Origin of the sequence: Hyphomicrobium sp. (genome assembly GCF_020852195.1) — a bacterium.
Taxonomy (GTDB): domain Bacteria; phylum Pseudomonadota; class Alphaproteobacteria; order Rhizobiales; family Hyphomicrobiaceae; genus Hyphomicrobium_C.
The window spans coordinates 1-17,328 of sequence record NZ_JADZBI010000140.1 but is presented as its reverse complement, the minus strand read 5'-3'; the positions used below and the strand labels follow the sequence as shown (position 1 = coordinate 17,328).

Annotated in this window: 13 protein-coding genes; 7 read left to right on the top strand and 6 right to left on the bottom strand. The window is 66.9% G+C overall.

Features of this window, described 5'->3' with window-relative positions; all coding sequences use genetic code 11:
• The first annotated feature begins 61 nt into the window (after positions 1 to 61).
• Positions 62 to 1,495: a dihydrolipoyl dehydrogenase gene (gene lpdA, locus IT540_RS11690; protein WP_291177647.1), complete on the top strand. Its 1,434-nt coding sequence runs from the start codon at positions 62 to 64 to the stop codon at positions 1,493 to 1,495.
• 177 nt (positions 1,496 to 1,672) lie between these two features.
• On the opposite strand, the gene IT540_RS11685 is transcribed toward lpdA, so the two are convergent.
• The 3 genes from IT540_RS11685 to IT540_RS11675 all read right to left on the bottom strand — a co-directional run bounded on the left by IT540_RS11685 (position 1,673) and on the right by IT540_RS11675 (position 4,663).
• Entirely contained in the window at positions 1,673 to 2,203 is a 531-nt protein-coding gene (locus IT540_RS11685; RefSeq protein ID WP_291177644.1) for a PRC-barrel domain-containing protein, read from the bottom strand.
• Positions 2,204 to 2,364: 161 nt separating this feature from the next.
• Positions 2,365 to 3,423, bottom strand: coding sequence for a putative zinc-binding peptidase (locus IT540_RS11680; RefSeq protein ID WP_291177642.1), 1,059 nt, complete (start codon positions 3,421 to 3,423; stop codon positions 2,365 to 2,367).
• A gap of 151 nt (positions 3,424 to 3,574) precedes the next feature.
• Complete coding sequence (locus IT540_RS11675) at positions 3,575 to 4,663, bottom strand: prolyl oligopeptidase family serine peptidase (protein ID WP_291177639.1); 1,089 nt, start codon at positions 4,661 to 4,663, stop codon at positions 3,575 to 3,577.
• Between the two features lie 406 nt (positions 4,664 to 5,069).
• Here IT540_RS11675 and IT540_RS11670 point away from each other — a divergent pair, with 406 nt between their 5' ends.
• From IT540_RS11670 to otsB, 4 genes are all read left to right on the top strand, one after another.
• Positions 5,070 to 6,920, top strand: coding sequence for a glycoside hydrolase family 15 protein (locus IT540_RS11670; RefSeq protein ID WP_291177636.1), 1,851 nt, complete (start codon positions 5,070 to 5,072; stop codon positions 6,918 to 6,920).
• A 76-nt stretch (positions 6,921 to 6,996) separates the two neighbouring features.
• A complete protein-coding gene (locus IT540_RS11665) occupies positions 6,997 to 8,511 on the top strand; it encodes a trehalose-6-phosphate synthase (protein ID WP_366029759.1) in 1,515 nt (504 codons plus the stop codon).
• A complete protein-coding gene (locus IT540_RS11660) occupies positions 8,508 to 9,665 on the top strand; it encodes a carbohydrate kinase family protein (RefSeq protein ID WP_291177634.1) in 1,158 nt (385 codons plus the stop codon). The genes IT540_RS11665 and IT540_RS11660 overlap by 4 nt, the downstream gene beginning before the upstream one ends.
• A 116-nt stretch (positions 9,666 to 9,781) precedes the next feature.
• The gene (otsB, locus tag IT540_RS11655) at positions 9,782 to 10,594 is read left to right on the top strand and encodes a trehalose-phosphatase (protein WP_291177631.1); all 813 of its coding nucleotides are present in this window, start codon (positions 9,782 to 9,784) and stop codon (positions 10,592 to 10,594) included.
• Between the two features lie 88 nt (positions 10,595 to 10,682).
• Here the strand turns inward: otsB and IT540_RS11650 are convergent, their stop codons facing one another.
• Positions 10,683 to 10,982 (bottom strand): hypothetical protein, encoded by a 300-nt coding sequence (locus IT540_RS11650; RefSeq protein WP_291177628.1) that lies wholly within the window; start codon positions 10,980 to 10,982, stop codon positions 10,683 to 10,685.
• Positions 10,983 to 11,241: 259 nt separating this feature from the next.
• On the opposite strand from IT540_RS11650, the gene IT540_RS11645 reads away from it, so the two are divergent.
• Both IT540_RS11645 and IT540_RS11640 read left to right on the top strand, forming a co-directional pair.
• On the top strand, positions 11,242 to 12,072 hold the full coding sequence (locus IT540_RS11645) for a matrixin family metalloprotease (protein ID WP_291177625.1): 831 nt from the start codon (positions 11,242 to 11,244) through the stop codon (positions 12,070 to 12,072).
• Between the two features lie 91 nt (positions 12,073 to 12,163).
• Complete coding sequence (locus IT540_RS11640) at positions 12,164 to 12,631, top strand: PRC-barrel domain-containing protein (protein WP_291177622.1); 468 nt, start codon at positions 12,164 to 12,166, stop codon at positions 12,629 to 12,631.
• Positions 12,632 to 12,657: 26 nt separating this feature from the next.
• Here the strand turns inward: IT540_RS11640 and IT540_RS11635 are convergent, their stop codons facing one another.
• Together IT540_RS11635 and IT540_RS11630 are read right to left on the bottom strand one after the other, a co-directional pair.
• On the bottom strand, positions 12,658 to 13,800 hold the full coding sequence (locus IT540_RS11635) for an HWE histidine kinase domain-containing protein (protein ID WP_291177619.1): 1,143 nt from the start codon (positions 13,798 to 13,800) through the stop codon (positions 12,658 to 12,660).
• A 25-nt stretch (positions 13,801 to 13,825) separates the two neighbouring features.
• On the bottom strand, positions 13,826 to 17,328 hold a 3,503-nt coding region (locus tag IT540_RS11630; protein WP_291177616.1), incomplete at its 5' end, for a response regulator.

Below are 17,328 nucleotides of genomic sequence, written 5' to 3'. Positions count from 1 at the left end.
ACGTTAGAAGCGTCGCGCTTCGCTTTCCCTCAATGCTGCAAACCTCGAGGCCGGAGACGCCATGGCTGATGGAGAACAGATCACCTGTGATGTTGCCGTGCTGGGGTCCGGGCCGGGTGGCTACTCGGCGGCGTTTCGCGCGGCCGACCTCGGGCTCAAGACGGTGCTCATCGAGCGCGAGGCGACACTCGGTGGCGTGTGCCTCAATGTCGGCTGCATCCCGTCCAAGGCGCTGCTGCATGTGGCGGCACTAATCACGGAAGCCGAGGCGATCGGCGCGCATGGCGTCGGCTTCGGCAAGCCGAAAATCGATCTCTCGCGCCTGCGTGCGCAAAAGGAGGCCGTGGTCGGCAAGCTAACGAACGGGCTCGCCGGCATGGCGAAAATGCGCAAGGTCACCGTCGTGCACGGCACGGGCACCTTCCGCGATCCCAAGCAGATCGAGGTCGCGCTCGCCAAGGGCGGCACGCAGGTCGTCAGCTTCGAGAAAGCGATCATCGCGGCAGGGTCTGAGGCGATCGCGCTGCCGTCGCTCCCCGACGATCCGCGCATCGTCGACTCCACCGGCGCGCTCGAGCTGCCCCAGATCCCGAAGCGCATGCTCGTCATCGGCGGCGGCATCATCGGGCTCGAGATGGCGACCGTCTATGCCGCGCTCGGCAGCAAGATCGATGTGGTCGAGATGCTCGACAGGCTGATGGCCGGCGCCGACCGTGACCTCGTGCGCGTCTGGCAGAAGCACAACGCGAGCCGGTTCAACCGCATCCTGCTCAAGACGAAAGTTGCCGGCGCGACCGCCAAGCGCGACGCGGTGCATGTCAGCTTCGAAGGCGAAAGCGCACCGGGCAGCGCCGAGCCCTACGACCTGGTGCTGGTCGCGGTCGGGCGGAAGCCGAACGGCCAGCGCATCGGCGCCGAGCGCGCGGGTCTCACCGTGGATGCGAAAGGCTTCGTCCCAGTGGACAGGCAGATGCGCACCAACGTCCCCCACATCTTCGCCATCGGCGACATCGCGCAGCCACCGCTGCTCGCCCACAAGGCCGTGCATGAGGGCCACGTGGCGGCCGAGGTGGCGGCGGGCAAGAACGCCTCCTTCGATGCGCGCGTCATTCCGTCGGTCGCCTACACCGATCCCGAGATCGCTTGGGTCGGCCGCACGGAGGATGAGCTCAAGGCGGAAGGCGCCGCGTTCGAGAAAGCCGTGTTCCCGTGGGCGGCGTCCGGCCGCGCGATCTCCATGGCGCGCGATGAGGGCTTCACGAAGCTGCTGTTCGACGCGGAGAGCAAGCGCGTCATCGGGGGCGGCATCGTCGGTGTGCACGCGGGCGACCTCATCAGCGAGGTCGCGCTCGCCATCGAGATGGGCGCCGATGCCGTCGACATCGGAAAGACCATCCATCCGCATCCGACGCTCTCCGAATCCATCGGCATGGCGGCGGAAGTGCTCGAAGGAACGGCGACGGATCTGCCGCCCGCCAAACGGCAGCGCACGTGACGCGTCCTGAGCGGAGGACTTGTGTCGCTCCTCTCCTAGCGTGTCTGGATCCCGGCCTGCGCCGGGATGACGTTGCCTACGTGGGATGTGGGCCGGAACGCACTTCATCAGCGCGGCCACAAATAAAAAGCGGGGAGCGATTGCTCGCTCCCCGCTTAGATCACGCACTTCTACTGATTACTGAGACGTGGTCGTGGCCTTGGGATCGTAGTACTTGAAGTCCGGCGCACTATCGAGCGCCTCCTTGGAGCTGTTGATGGTCACGCGCATCGTGCCATCGGCATCGCGGTTGAGCTGCAGATCGTCGAACGCAACGGCGACCAGCTTCTCGCCCAAGCCGAGGAATCCACCGACGCCGATCACAGCGTTCGAGATCTTGCCATCAGGCCCCAGGATCAGGTCGTTGATGTCGCCGATCCGCTCGTTGGCCTGGTTGTAGACGGCAAGGCCGACCAGCTTGGTCGAGCGCCACTCATCCGCGGACTGACTCGCGGAGAACGTGCCGGCGCTCTGCTCGGCCGAAGGCGCCGCGTCCGTCACGGACGGCGAAGGTGCGGGCGACGGCGACGGCGTCACGCTCGGCATCTGCTCCTCGGGGGCAGACGGTGCCGGGCTCGGCGACGGCGACGGGCTCTGCGCAAAGGCAGTCGCGGTGCCGACGGCAAGAGCCGCGGGCATGGCGATTGCAGACAGCAGCTTGGATTTCATCGAATCATCTCCTTGATTATTTCCGAACGGCTCCGCACGGGGCCTTGGCGCCAAGGGGCGCATCAGCCGCTTATTTGTGCGTTGCACTCGTGATTTTTCGGTGCGTCCAAGCGGGCGTTACCCCGCCTGCTTTACAAACGTGGGAGGTCCGTCTTGGTTCCTCAGCGGACGCCGGCTCGCACGAGGCCGTGTACGAACGCCAGCTTGGCGCGAGAGCCGGCCGAGATCACGAACGGATAGAAGTCGCGATGGCCGAGGCTGCGGCTCAGGTTGTTCAGCGCCAGCGACAGCGGCACCCAGCGCTCCATCAGCGAGTCGAAGCTCTCCTGGCGGTAGACGTCGTATTTCTTGAACGGCCAGGCGGCGCCGAAGAGAAGACCCGCGGCACGCGGCTCCATGCCGGTGGCCTCGGCAGTCTCGACCGCATCGACCATGTGCATGTAATGCGCCCAGGTCTCCGCCCAATCCTCCCAGGGGTGCGAGGTCGCATACGCCGAGACGTAGCTCTCGCCCCAATTCGCAGGCGCACCGCTCGCGTAATGGGCGGCGAGCGCGGCCTGATAGTCCTGCCGCTCGTCGCCGAACAGCTCGCGGAACGGCTCGATCGCGCCGCCGCGCTCGACGAGCAACATCCAGTAGTAGTGGCCGCTCTCGTGACGCAGGTGACCGAGCAGCGAGCGGTAGGGCTCGTCGAACAGCCGGCGGCGGCGCTCGCGCTCGACCGGATCAGCCTCGATCACATCGAGCGTGACAACGCCGTTGAAGTGGCCTGTCACGCCCTGGGCAAGGAAATCGAAGGCGAGCGGCGGCGCTTTGTGCGGGCCGCCGTCGAGCGGCAGACCGAACCTCAAGAGCGAGTAGGCGAGACGCTTCTTGGCTTGCTCGACCTCGCGCCAGGCCTCGATGCGGCCCTCCTCGGAAAGGTTCGGGATGGTGCGATTGCACGCGCATGCCTTGCAGAGCGTCGATGAGGCGTCGTCCGGAACCAGCCAGTTGCAGGCCGCATGCGCGGCGTTCTCGCAATAGCGCACGTGGCTCGCCGCGTCCTTGCCGTTGCCGATGCCGACCTTGCTGAACAGACCCACGCCGGGGGGTGCCAGCTCAAGGGCCGCCATGGTCAGCGCATCGGCGTCGAAGCCGACACTATGGCCGCAGGTGAGGCAGATGTCGTTCTCGAAGTAGACGCGCGCGCCGCACGCCGAGCAGGAAAAGAGCTTCATGCGTCAACTCCAGACGGGACGCTCGTGTGGCGGACATCGACGCTTCGACGAGACCGGTGCTCCCCGGCCACCCACAACGGCGGTTGCGGCGCAAGGTTCCAGGTCTGAGGCAAGCTTAAGCTTAACCGGGGGTTTGGAGCCAGCGTTGCGCTCACGGGGCGCGCGTCTCGCCGTCGGATGCCGCCGTCGCGACAGGGGTCGGCGCGGCCGCGTTCGCGTCTGCCGCGGCTCCCTCGTGCAACGGCGCAGGTTCCAACGCCGCGACCGGCGCCCTTTGGCTGCCGGCAAGGAAATGGGCCACTGCCGTGCCCCAGACAGCCCAGCCAGCGCGATCGTCGGCGATATGGTGGCCGTCCGAACCGTAGGGCGGGAAAATGTGCAGCTCGGCCGCGCCGCCCGCGTCCTGCCAGGCCGCTGCCATGGCGCGCGCGAGATCGGGCCGGAAGTAGCTGTCGTTCTCCGCATAGAGCCAGAGCGTCGGCACGCGCGCCTCGTGTCCGAAGGCGCGGGCCGCCTCGATCAGGCGCGGCTCGCCGCAGACGGTATCGACGCGCTGGCCGAAGGGGCGGCCGCCGCGGCCGCCCGCGATGTTGACGACGGCGCGCACGTTCGCGGGGTTGCGCGCGGCGAGCGCGAGGGAGGCCCAGCCGCCCGAGGAGATGCCGACCACGACCGTCTCGCCCGGCGCGACGAAGGGCTGTGCCGACATGAAGTCGACCGCGCTCTCGATGTCGTCGGCGGCGGCAAGCCCCGAGCGGTAGTGATCCGGATCCGCGCAGCCGCCGACGGCCTCGGCCATCGGTCCTCCCGTGGCACCGTGTCCGCGGCGCTGCGGCAGCACGACGACGTAGCCGCGCTCGACGAACCAGCGCGACAGCCAATAGTAGACGGGCATGGCGACGGCCAGCCGCGTGGCATCCGAGGTGCCGTGGTTGATCACTACCAGCGGGTGGCGCGTGCGCTCGCCTTCGGTGCCCGGTGCGTCTGATGGGCGGAACACGGTGGCGCGCAGCGGAAACCCGTCATCGGCGCTCGGCAGGATCCAGAGCTGCTCGCGCAGGCGAGGCCCCTCGGGGCCGAACGGCCCGTAGAGGGAACTCTCGGCAGCGGCGGCGGAGGGCACGGCCATGCCGGCAATGATCATGGCCGGCAGCAGCGCCGCATAGAGCGCCACGGCTACGCTCGTCGAGCGCGGCGCGCGGCGGCATGCCCCATTCGGCCCGGCGCTCGGGCCCCGCATGGTCCGGATCATTGTAGGCTGTCCCCCGTTCGCGTGTCCCTTCGTGCCGCCCGGCTGCATCCGCGCGATGCCGCGCAGCGGCGTCCGTTCGGCGACTCACACACCCGGCCGTTCAAGTGCCCTAAACCTCCATGTCATTTCTGCCGCGAAGCGTCAAATCGGGGTCTGCGGCGCCGCCTCAGCGCACTGCGAGCGCGCGGCCATATTCTTGATCGCCTTCTACGCGATCCTGGCCACATAGATGCCTCGTGCGCCCGTGCGGCTTGTGGGCAACGAAAGTGATTGTTTTTTGGCTCAGCGCAGCACTTGTGCAGCGGCTGGTTAATGTGCCACACGACTCCCGTCGCTCGGGGTCATGCCCGGACGCAACGCCTCCCCCCGACCCCCCACTGGAGACCGCCGCCGCTTGACTCTGCCGCTCCCCTCCCTCGAGCAGATCTCCCCTGCTCAACCCCTCGACTACGCCGTGATCGGCAATGGCCGTATCGCAGCGCTGCTCGACCGCGCCGCCCGCATCGTCTGGTGGAGCTTTCCCCGTTTCGACGGCGATCCCGTCTTCTCGCGGCTGCTTGCCGGCGACGAGGAGAAGGGATTCACCGACGTGGTGGTCGAAGGCGCCGTGCGCACGCACTCGGGCTATATGCGCAACACGGCCATCGTCGAGACGACGATCGAGGACGACCAGGGCAACGGCGTCCGCATCATCGACTTCGCGCCGCGCTACCCGCGCTTCGAGCGCATGCTGCACCCGGCGCAGATCATCCGCCGCATCGAGCCGATCGGACTGCCGCGCATCAAGATCCGCGTGCGACCGACGTTCAACTACGGACAGCCAAGGTCGGCGCAGGTGGTGGGCTCGAACCACATCCGCTACAGCGGCGGCGACCTCACGCTGCGCCTCACGACGGATGCGCCGCTCTCCTACATCGTGCACGAAACGTCGTTCGCGCTGTCGCGGCCGGTGACGCTCGTCTTCGGTCCCGACGAGTCGCTCGAGGCGGCCGCCGACACCGTCTCGCGCGAGGCGCTCGAGCGCACGCGCGACTACTGGATGAGCTGGGTGCGCGGGCTCGCCATTCCGCTCGACTGGCAGACGGACGTCATCCGCGCCGCCATCACGCTGCAGCTCTGCACCTTCGACGAGACGGGGGCCATCGTCGCCGCGCATACGACCTCGATCCCCGAGGCACCCCATACCCAGCGCACCTGGGACTACCGCTACTGCTGGCTCAGGGACGCCTACTTCGTCATCATGGCGCTGAACCGGCTCGGCGCGACGCAGACGATGGAGGCCTATCTCGACTACATCACAACGCTCGCCATCGGCTCCAAGGGTGCGCTCCGCCCCGTGTACGGCATCGTGCACGATCAGCCGCTCGTCGAGAGCGTGGCCGAGCATCTGCCGGGCTTCCTCGGCATGGGGCCGGTGCGCGTCGGCAACGCGGCGGCCGACCAGCTCCAGCACGACTCCTGCGGCAGCGTGATCCTCGGCGTGTCGCAGATGTTCATCGACCAGCGGCTACCGCGCATGGGCGACGAGGCGCTCTACCGGCGGCTCGAGCTGCTCGGCTACCACGCGCTGCGCGTGTTCCAGGAGCCCGACGCCGGGATCTGGGAATATCGCGGACGCCTTCGCATCCACACGCACTCGGCAACCATGTGCTGGGTGTCGCTCGACCGGCTGGCGCGGATCGCACAGCTACTCGGCCTCTCCGACGACGCCGAGCAGTGGCGCAAGAACGCCGACGCCGTGCGCAAGGAGATCCTCTCGCGGGCCTGGAGCTCGAAGATCGGGGCGCTCGCCGGCGCGTTCGACAGCAATGAGCTCGACGCGAGCGTTCTGCTGCTGCCGGAGCTCGGCCTGCTCCCCGCCGACGACCCGCGCTTCGTCAAGACGCTCGACGTGATCGGTCGCGAGCTCGGACGCAACGGCTTCATGCTGCGCTATACCAACGACGACTTCGGCGCTCCGGAGACGTCGTTCCTCGCCTGCCAGTTCTGGTACATCGATGCGCTGACGGCGGCGGGGCGAGTGGACGAGGCGCGTGCGCTGCTTGACGACCTGCTCGCGCGGCGCAACGCCTTCGGCATCCTGTCTGAGGACATCCACCCAACCACCGGCGAGCTGTGGGGAAATCTGCCGCAGACGTACTCAATGGCCGGCATCGTCAACTCCTGCATGAACCTTTCGCGCAACTGGGCGGAAGCCTGGCCGCGCTCGCCCGCGCCGGAACTTGGCGTAACTTCAAGCGTTTGACCTCCGAGCCCAATTTCTGCCGTGCGCGGTGGCCGTCTCGTGCCCGCCGCGCGTACGGCTGCATGCGGAGGTCAGCTTGCGACGCATCGTGGTCGTGTCCAACCGGGTGATGGAGCTGCGCAAGGCCTCCCAGGCGGGCGGTGTTGCCGTTGCAATCGCCGACCTGTTCCGCAACCGGCCGTGCCTGTGGTTCGGGTGGAGCGGCAAGATCGTCGAGGGCGACGGGGCAACCGACGCTCCGGACATCCGGGCTGTGAAGTCGGCAAGCGGCAGCGCGCTCGCGACCTTGCCGCTCACGGCGGCGGAGTATCGCGACTACTATCTCGGCTACTCCAACTCCGTCCTGTGGCCGGTGTTTCACAACCGGCTCGACCTCGCCCGCTTCGAAGCCGGCTTCTATGCGCGCTACATGGGCGTCAACATGCGGTTCGCGCGCGCGCTCGCCAAGCTTGTCAAACCTGACGACATCATCTGGATCCACGACTATCACCTGATCCCGCTCGGCGCGGAGCTGCGGCGCGCGGGCATCGAGAACCCGATCGGGTTTTATCTGCACATTCCGGTGCCGCCGTCGCAGACCTTCCTCGCCATTCCCGAGCACGGGGAACTCGCGCGCGCGCTCTCCGCCTACGACCTCATCGGCCTGCAAACGCAAGTCGACGTCGCCAACCTCATCCAGTTCCTGGAGGACAGCGTCTCGGGCCGCATTCTCCAGGACGGTCGCATCTCCGCGTTCGATCACCGCCTCGCGATCGAGAGCTTCCCCGTGGGCATCGATCCCAGCAGCTTCGCGCGCGCCGCGCCGGTCAAGGGGCTCGTGCAATCGCTTAACAGCGCCGTGCGGATTATCGGCGTAGACAGGCTCGACTACTCCAAGGGGCTGCCGCAGAAGTTCCGCGCGTTCGGGCACTTCCTCGAGAAGTATCCCGAGTACCAGCGCAACGTCGTGCTGTCGCAGATCGCGCCGCCGACGCGGGAAAGCGTCGAAGCCTATACCGATATCCGCCAGCAGCTCGAGGCGCTCTCCGGCAAGATCAACGGCATGTTCGGCGAGCTCGACTGGGTGCCGATCCACTACATCCATCGCTCGGCGCCGCGCGACCGGCTGCGCGACATCTATCGCGCCTCGCGCATCGGCTTCTTCACGCCGCTCCGCGACGGCATGAACCTGGTCTCGAAGGAGTACGTCGCCTCCCAGGACCCGGCCGATCCGGGCGTGCCGATCCTGTCGCGCTTCGCGGGTGCCGCCGAGCAACTCGTCGACGCGCTGATCGTCAACCCCTACAATATCGAGGAGATGGCGGACGCGATCAGGACAGCGCTGGTGATGGAGAAGGAGGAGCGCATCGCGCGCTACACGCGGCTCATGGCCGTCATCCGCTCCTATGACAGCGCCACCTGGGCGGCCTCGTTCCTCGCCACCCTCGAGGCCGCCGCCAAGGAGCGCTCGCGCGTTGCGGCGCCGCTCACGCCCTCCATCCGCGCGTCCATGGCCAAGCTGGCGCGCACGGCCCACGCGCCCGTCGGACTCAAGCTCGGCGGCGGCAGGGGGAAAAGCGAGCGGCGGCTGCGCGCGGGAAACAATGAATGAAAAAAACTGCAAAAACCGAGCGCGCCCATCGCCCCCGATCCCAGGCGCCGACTGGCCTCAAGGTGCTGACGGTCGGCGGCGCCATGATCGATACCATCGCCATCATCGAAAGCTCCGCCATCGAGCGCATGGCGCTGCTCAATGCCGGCGCCTCGTTTCTGCTGCTCGAGGAAGGGCGCAAGACGGAGGCGCTCGAGGTGTCGACGCATTGCGGCGGCGGCGCCATCAACGCCGCCGTCTGCTACGCGCGCCTCGGCCACAACGCTGCGGTGCTGGCCAAGCTCGGCGAGGACCGGCGCGCCAGCCAGATCTTCGCCTGCCTCGACGCAGAAGGCATCTCCCATCGCTGGGCACTCAAGGACCCGGTCGCGCCCACCGGCGCCTCCGTGCTTGTCTCCTCCCACGACCGCAACGCGGCCGTGTTCACCTTCCGCGGCGCCAATACGCTGCTCCTGCCCGAGGACCTTGCCGACGGCGCTTTCGACGTCGACCTGGTTCACATCGCGAACCTCTCCAACCAGGCCGCGCACTGCTTCCCCGTCATCATCGAGAAGGCCAAGGCGGCGGGCGCGCGCGTCTCCGCCAATCCGGGCATCCGCCAACTGCATGGGCACGGCGAAGCGTTCCGGGCCTCCCTGCCGCAGCTCGACATCCTGGCCCTCAACCGGCGCGAGGCGGACGAGGTCGTGTCGCTGCTCGATCGGGGGACCCCGGACGGGGACGGGGGGCTCGATTTTCCTGGTGCGCTCGCGCCCCCTCCCCTCGCAGCGCGCGGCCTGCGCTTCGAAAGCCGGCGCATGAGCGTACGGGCGTTTTGTCGCGCCTTGATCGCGAGCGGCGTCGAAACCGTTGTACTGACGGATGGACGTGACGGAGCCTTCGCGGCGACGGCTGGCCGCCTGATTTATTGCGAGGCGCATGAGGCTCACGTGGCCGGAACGGCAGGGGCGGGCGATGCTTTCGTGGCCACGTTCTCGGCCTATGCGGCGGCCGGCAGCGCACCCCCCGAGGTGGCGCTGCGCGCGGCGGGGCTCAACGCGGCGGCCGTGCTCGGCCATGTCGACACACAGACCGGCCTCATGCGAAAGGCGGACATCGAGGCGCACTTTGCAGGAAAGAAATCGATACCAAATGTGATAGAGTGGCCGCTGTGAAAGAGGCTGTCGGCCTTATCGGGGACACGTTCGGCGGCCATGAGGCTCGACGTGGCTGCGATCGTCGAATGCGATGGTAAATGCTGCAGCAATCACAGTGAGGTGCGGGAAGCTCGATGACTGCTGAGACGATTCCACAATTCCAACCGCGCCTCAGTGCCTGCACGTCATCCATCCTCGCAAATCCACGTGCCTGCGCCCTCTTCCTCGACGTCGACGGAACGCTTCTGGACCTCGCCGCCACGCCCAAGAGCGTGCGGGTGCCGGAGGGGCTGATCGCGATTTTGCAGAGGCTGGCGCTGGCGTTCGACGGCGCGGTCGCCATCATCAGCGGCCGGCTCATCTCAGAGATCGATCTCCTGCTGTCGCCGCTGAGGCTTGCGGCCTCGGGGGTGCACGGCGCGGAGCTGCGCAAGGCGCCGGACCGCGAGATCGAGCGCGTCACTGCGGTGCTGCCGCCGGATTTGGTGCAATCGATGCGCAAGCTCGCGCTCGCCATCCCGGGCGTCATCGCCGAGCCGAAAGGGCCCGGCCTCGCCATCCACTACCGTCTCGCGCCCCATGCGGAGGCCGACATTCTGGCCGCGCTCGAAGCCTCGCTCGACAATCATGCCGGCGCCTTCGAACTCTTGCCCGGCAAGCGTCTGTTCGAGGTCGTCCCGTCCGGCCTGTCCAAGGGTACGGCGCTCGCGGCGCTGTCGGCGTTGCCGGCATTCCGCGGCCGCACTCCCGTGATGGTCGGAGACGACATCGGCGACGAGCCGGCCTTCGCAGCGGCCGAAGGCTTGCACGGGTTCGCGCTGCGCGTCGCCGGCGAACACTACGACGAGGACGTGGCCGACTTCGCGGGACCGCGGGCCGTCGTCAACTGGCTCGATCAGCTCTCGCGCCGTCTGACGTCGGTCGAGGGGCCGCGCCCCCAGCCCTGACGAGCGAGCCACCATACGAAAAAAGGAGAGCCCGCTCCGATCTCTCGGGCGGGCTCCTCCCCGGTCGCGTAACTCTGGCTAGACTGTCCTAGCGCCAGTAGCGGCGATGACCGTAACCATACCCGTAGTAGCCGTACCGCGGGCCGATGTAGATGCCGAAGCCAGGGCGCCGATACGGACGATAGTAGCCGTAGCCCCGATGACGATAGCCTCTACGGTGATAGTGGCGATGCTTGTGATACTTGCGGTAACGGACCTGCTGCAGATGGTCTGCCGTCTGCTGCGTGCTCACAGCCTTGCCGATCGATCCGACCGGCGCCGCATTGGCCGCTCCTCCGAAGCTCAACGAAGCCGCAGCCAACGCAGCCGCTACGATCGTTGCTTTCATCGTATTCATTCTTGCACTCCACTTTTGATCGTGCGTGATCTCATGAGTAACGTAGTGTGCGGAATGCGAGTTCCAACAGTTGACCCTGAATTAAGGCACAAAAAACAAACATGTGGCGACGTGGATGCGATGTTGTGCGCGTTGACTATCTTCCTCTCTCGCAATAAAAGACTTGCATTCATCTGACGTTCATTCTCGCGTCGTTTTGTTCATCCGTCGTTCATCTGGGGTGATGAGCGCTCGGAAGCAGGGGGATCGGTTGAAGGGAATCCTTTCGGCTATTGCGCTGATGCTGGCGCTTGTGTCGGCGGCTGCGGGCGCGGGTGCGGGCGAGACGGCCACTCGCCCGGCTGATCCGACGTTCCGTCTGCTCGAGCTCGGCGGCCGCAAGGTTCGCTGGGCCGTACCCGCGAACGGCTTGCCCGCTACCATCCGTTATGCGTTCCTCACCGCGCCCGCGCAGTTCCCGGGCGCGCGCAACTGCGATGCGATGCTGCCGCCCGACGCTGCGCTCGCGCCGTCCCGCGTCTCGCTGTCGGCCTTCCGGCGCGAGGTTCGCGCTGCCTTCTCGGTCTGGGCACAGGCGGCCAACATCAATTTCGTGGAGACCACGTCGGTTGCCGACGCGGGCATCCTGATCGGCGCCGACGCCAAGGCGCGCGGCCGGGCCTTCACGAACGTCGCGCTGCGGGAGAACACCGATGGCGCTTCGACATCCGGCATCGGCGCGATTCGCCAATCGCTGATCTGCCTCAATCCGAAAAAGCCGTGGAAAATCGGCTTCGACGGAAACCTCGACGTGTACGACGTGCGCTTCACGATCACGCACGAGATTGGGCATGCGATCGGGCTCGATCATCCGAGCCCCGCCGGGCAACTGATGAGCTTCCGCTATGTCGAGAAAACGCAGGGCCTGCAGCCCGGCGACATCGCGGGCGCCGTTGCCCTCTACGGCCGGCGTGGCGCGGCTGCGCCCTCGGTCCGGCAAGCGGCCGCCGTACCACGCGCAGGCACTCGTGCTGCTGCCCAGCCGGCACGAAGCCGCGCATTTGGCCTCGGTGAGCCGGCGCCGCCGCGCGATGGACGCTGAGACGCGCCTCGCTTCGATGGCGGAACCATCGGGTGAACGAGCCGTTTTTCCATGAGAGACCGGTATCGCTCATAACCGGAGGGCTATTTCCATGCGCACAACGAGAGGCGTGGGCGTTGCGGCCGTGCTGCTCTTCGCGTGCCTGCCGCTTGCCGTAGCGCTCGGGCAAAGCAAAGGGCCAGAGATACCCGGCGCGTCCGATACGCCGGAGGCCCAGCGGAAGGCGCCTGAGGTTACGCCTGGCCTGCCCGGATCGGGCATCACAGGCGACTGGCGCGCGAGCCGGCTCATCGGGACCACGATGACCAACGTGCTCGACGAGTCGGTCGGCAAGGTGGACGACATCGTCATCGACGCGGACGGCAAGGTGGTGGCGGTGATGGTCAACGTCGGCGGATTCCTGGGCCTCGGCGAGACGTCGGTTGCCATCGGGCTTCGCCATCTCGTCGTCACCCAGATCGACGCCGACCATCTCGAGGTCAAGACGTCGCTGTCGCGGCGCGCGATCGAGCAGGCGGCCAACCTGGATGCGAACTACGATCAGCCGGTCGCGCCATAGTCGCGCGATTGACCGTGCCCGCGCCGTCAGCCCACCATGGCCGCGTTCTTCGACAAGCTGAACCCTTCGGTGGGGTGTGCCGCGATCACGTTCAGCGGCACCTTGAGCCGGCACTCGAGGCCGTCCTGCGCGAAATCGATGATCGGCTCGGACGTCAGCGCGCTCGCCATGGTCGTGATCAACGTCAGGCCGAAGCCCTTGCGCGTCGCGGGCACGACGGGCGGGCCGCCGCGCTCCTTCCATTGAAACTCGAGGTGCGGCTCCGCCCTCACCTCGACGATGCTCCACTTGATAGTGATGTTGCCGGTCGCGCTCAAGAGCGAGCCGTACTTGGCGGCGTTGGTCGCAAGCTCGTGCACGACGAGGGCGAAGGTCTGCACCGCCGACGCGGTGAGAAACAGCTCCGGACCCGCGGCGCGCACCCGATCCGAGAACCCCGAGACCTCGGCATTGACGATGTGGCCGAGATCGGCGCCCTTCCAGCAGGCTTCCGTCAGAAGCTCGTGGGCGCGCGCCAGCGCGTGCAGACGGCCGACCAGGATGCGGCGGGCCTCGCCGACATCGCGGCTGTCGCTCAACGTGCGCACGGCGATGGACTGCAGCACGGCCAGCAGGTTCTTGACGCGGTGGGTCAGCTCGCTGACCAGGAGCGAGAGGCGCTCCTCGGCGCGCTTGCGCTCGGCCACCTCGACCTTCAGGATCTCGGCCGTGCTCTCGAGCTCGGATGTGCGCTCCTCGACGCGCCGCTCGAGCAAAGCGTGGGAGCGCGCAAGCTCGCTGCGCATCTGATAGAGGTCGACGAACACCTTGACCTTGGCGCGCAGAATCTCCGGCACGACGGGCGAGAGGATATAGTCCACCGCGCCGAGCGCATAGCCTTCGGCTGCCTGCACGTCGTCGGCAAAGGCCGTGATGAAGATGATGGGCGTGTGCCGTGACTTCTTGCGCTTCCTGATCAGGGCCGCCGTCTCGTGGCCGCACATGTCCGGCATGTTGACGTCGAGCAGGATGACCGCGAAATCGCGCTCGAGAAGAAGCCGCAGGGCTTCCGCTCCCGAGGTGACCGTGACGATGTTCTGGTTCAGCTCCTCGAGGCTCGCGCGATAGGCGACGTGCTTCTCCTCGAGATCGTCCACGATCAGGATGTCGGCTGGAACAGGCTGGCTCATAGCGGCAATCCCGAACAAGGACCGATCATCGATAGAGCCATGAGCGCATGACGGAAAGCAAGCTGTCGGCATCGACAGGCTTTGCGAGATAGTCCCAGGCCCCAGCCTCGATGCAGCGCTCACGATCACCCTTCAGCGCTTTGGCCGTCACTGCGATGAACGGCAGCTCGCGGCACGCCGGAATCTCCCGTGCCGCCTGAATGGTCGCGATGCCATCCATATCGGGCATCATGATGTCCATGAGCACGATATCCACGCGCGGCCTGTCGCTCAGGATTCTCAGGGCCTCGCGGCCGCTCGAGGCCGAAGTTACGGTCATCCCGTGGTCCTCGAGCAGGGTCGCGAGTGCAAAAATGTTGCGCGCATCGTCGTCCACGATCAGCACTTTCTTGTCGGCCAGAGCAGAGCCGGTGTCATGCACGCGTTTGAGCATAAGCACATGCTGCTCCGGAAGGCGGTCAACAGGCAGATTGAGGGCCTGCGAGACCACATCGACGAGCCGCTCGCTCGACTGCACTAAGCGCACGGTCAGAGCCTCGATGCGCGGAGCCGACGGCGGAGGCGCGCCGTGCTCGGTCCATACAATCACCGGAAGCGGCGCCATGCTGCCGACGCGCAGATGGTCGCGAAGCGCCTCGGCCACCGCGAACAGGGGAAGATCGAGCCGGCTGTCGGCCACCAGGCAATCGACCGGGGTGTGCTCCAGGCAGCGGACGGCGCTCGCCAGGTCGCGCGCCTCCTCGATCACGATGTCGTCGCTGGCAAGCGCACGCACGATATTGAGATCGGCCGAGCCGGCGGGCGCCGCAATGAGGATGCGCTTCTCCTTGCGCCCAAGCCCGTCAAGCAGTGGCCGCAGGCCATCCTCGAGGTCGGTTTTCGACAGCATCGGCTTGGCCAGGAAGCCCTGCGCGCCGGCCTCGAAGGCGCGCTCGCGCGCGTCCTCCGTTGACACGACCCAGACCGGGATGTGGCGCGTTGCAAGGTCCGACCTCAAGCTGTCGATGATGCGCCAGCCGTCGATGTCCGGGAGCACGATGTCGAGCGTGATGGCGCTCGGTATCTTCTCCCTGGCCAGGCCCAGAGCCGAGCGGCCGCGCGACGCCACGAGGCCCTTGCACCCCAGCTCGCGCACGGTCTCGAGCAGCACGCGGGCGAAGGCGGCGTCGTTCTCCACGCTCAGCACTGAGGTGTCGCCGGGCGCGATGCGCTCGCGGTCGTCCTCGATGCCAATGTCGTCTGTCCGCTCCTCGGCGGCCGGTGCGGGCGCGGTGTCCGGCTCGCTCACATCGACGGCGCCGGGCGCATGGCCTGGCGGCGAAACCGGCACGGCTTCGGGAAGGCGACGCGCGGAGCGCAGCGGCACAACATAGTCCAGCGGCAGGTACAGGGTGAAGCTTGACCCTTTACCGACTGCGGAGACGAGCCTGATCTGGCCCGAAAGGACGCGCGACAGCTCGCGGCTGATGGCGAGGCCGAGGCCGGTGCCGCCGTACTTGCGGCTCGTGGAGCCGTCCGCCTGCTGGAACGCCTCGAAAATGATGCTCTGCTTCTCGGGCGAGATGCCGATGCCGGTGTCGGTGACGTGGAAGGCGACGACGCCCGCGGCCCGGTTCAGCGTCTCGTTGTCGGGCCACCCGTCCTTGGCAAGCTCCATGCTCAGCGCGACCTTGCCCTCGTGCGTGAACTTGAACGCATTGGAAAGAAGGTTCTTCAGGATCTGCTGCAGGCGCTTCGAGTCCGTCACCATGGTGGTCGGCAGGCGCGGATCGACGGTGACCTCGAAAGTAAGGTTCTTCTGCTCGGCGACGGGGCCGAAGGTGCGATTGACGTAGTGGTACAGGTCATCGAAACGCAGGTCGCCGACGTCGACGGCGACAGTGCCGGATTCGATCTTGGCGAGATCCAGGATGGCGTTGATGAGCGTCAGCAGGTCCTTGCCCGAGGCGTGGATGGTCTTCGAGAACTCCACCTGCCGCTCGGTGAGGTTGCCGTCGCGGTTCTGGCAGAGTTGATCGGAGAGGATCAGGAGGCTGTTCAGCGGCGTCCTGAGCTCGTGCGACATGTTGGCCAGGACCTCGGACTTGTACTTCGACGTGCGCGCGAGCTGGTCGGCCTTTTCCTCGAGCGCCTGGCGGGCCTGCTCCACCTCCGTGTTCTTCCGCTCCACCTCCTGGTTCTGGTAGGCGAGCAGGCGGGCCTTCTCCTGCAGCTCCTCGTTGGTACGCTGCAGCTCGAGCTGGCGGCTCTGCAGCTCCTTGGCCAGCGACTGGGACTGCTCGAGCAGGTCCTCAGTGCGCATGTTGGCCTCGATGGTGTTGATGACGATGCCGATCGACTCCGTCACCTGGTCGAGGAAGTCGTGGTGCACCGAAATGAAGCGGTCGAGGGAGGCCAGCTCGAGCACGCCCTTCACGATGCCTTCGAAGATGATCGGCAGCACCAGGATGTTGGCGGGTGCGGCTTCCGTCAGCCCGGTCGAGATGCGGACGGGCGCAGCAGACACGTCCTGCAGCACGATGCGCCGCTTGTCGTGGGCACACTGCCCCACCAGCCCCGCGCCCAGCTCGACGACGCGGCCATGCGTGCTCTGGCCGTCCGCGGCGTAGCTCGCGAGCAGTTTCAGGCGCGGCGCCTCCGAGGCGTTGTCCCAGACGTAGACCTCGGCCTGATGCGCGCCGACGACGGGTGCCAGCTCGGACAGAATCATCTGGCCGACGGCGACGAGATCCTTCTGGCCCTGCAGCATGCGGCTGAACTTGGCCAGGTTAGTTTTCAGCCAGTTCTGCTCCGTGTTCTTCTGCGTCGTGTCACGCAGGTTGCGGATCATCTCGTTGATGGTGTCCTTCAGGACCGCCACCTCGCCTTCCGCCTCGACGTTGATCTCGCGCGTGAGGTCGCCCTTGGTCACGGCGGTGGCCACCTCGGCGATGGCGCGCACCTGGGTGGTCAGGTTGGCTGCGAGCTGGTTCACGTTCTCGGTCAGCGCCTTCCAGGTGCCGGCAGCGCCCGGCACCTTCGCCTGGCCGCCGAGCTGGCCCTCGACGCCGACCTCGCGCGCCACCGACGTCACCTGGTCGGCGAAGGTCGCGAGCGTCTCGGTCATGCTGTTGATGGTGTCGGCGAGGGCCGCGATCTCGCCCATGGCCTCGACCGTCAACTTGTGCTTGAGGTCGCCGTTGGCGACCGCGGTCACGACGCGCGCGATGCCGCGCACCTGGGCGGTCAGGTTGCCGGCCATGGAGTTCACGTTGTCGGTGAGGTCCTTCCAGGTGCCGGCAACGCCCGGCACATCGGCCTGGCCGCCGAGCTTGCCCTCGGTGCCGACCTCGCGCGCAACGCGCGTCACCTCGGCCGCGAACGAGCGGAGCTGATCCACCATGGTGTTAATGGTGTTCTTGAGCTCCAGGATCTCGCCCTTGACGTCGACGGTGATCTTCTTCGACAGGTCGCCCTTGGCGACTGCCGTGGTGACGTCGGCGATGTTGCGCACCTGTGCCGTCAGGTTCGCCGCCATCGCGTTGACGT

Excerpts from the sequence above, each read along its gene's own strand:
- IT540_RS11660 (WP_291177634.1), top strand. The coding sequence starts at position 8,508 with ATGAAAAAAACTGCAAAAACCGAGCGCGCCCATCGCCCCCGATCCCAG.
- IT540_RS11685 (WP_291177644.1), bottom strand. The coding sequence starts at position 2,203 with ATGAAATCCAAGCTGCTGTCTGCAATCGCCATGCCCGCGGCTCTTGCC.
- IT540_RS11635 (WP_291177619.1), bottom strand. The coding sequence starts at position 13,800 with ATGAGCCAGCCTGTTCCAGCCGACATCCTGATCGTGGACGATCTCGAG.
- lpdA (WP_291177647.1), top strand. The coding sequence starts at position 62 with ATGGCTGATGGAGAACAGATCACCTGTGATGTTGCCGTGCTGGGGTCC.
- IT540_RS11680 (WP_291177642.1), bottom strand. The coding sequence starts at position 3,423 with ATGAAGCTCTTTTCCTGCTCGGCGTGCGGCGCGCGCGTCTACTTCGAG.
- IT540_RS11675 (WP_291177639.1), bottom strand. The coding sequence starts at position 4,663 with ATGCGGGGCCCGAGCGCCGGGCCGAATGGGGCATGCCGCCGCGCGCCG.
- IT540_RS11650 (WP_291177628.1), bottom strand. The coding sequence starts at position 10,982 with ATGAAAGCAACGATCGTAGCGGCTGCGTTGGCTGCGGCTTCGTTGAGC.
- otsB (WP_291177631.1), top strand. The coding sequence starts at position 9,782 with ATGACTGCTGAGACGATTCCACAATTCCAACCGCGCCTCAGTGCCTGC.
- IT540_RS11640 (WP_291177622.1), top strand. The coding sequence starts at position 12,164 with ATGCGCACAACGAGAGGCGTGGGCGTTGCGGCCGTGCTGCTCTTCGCG.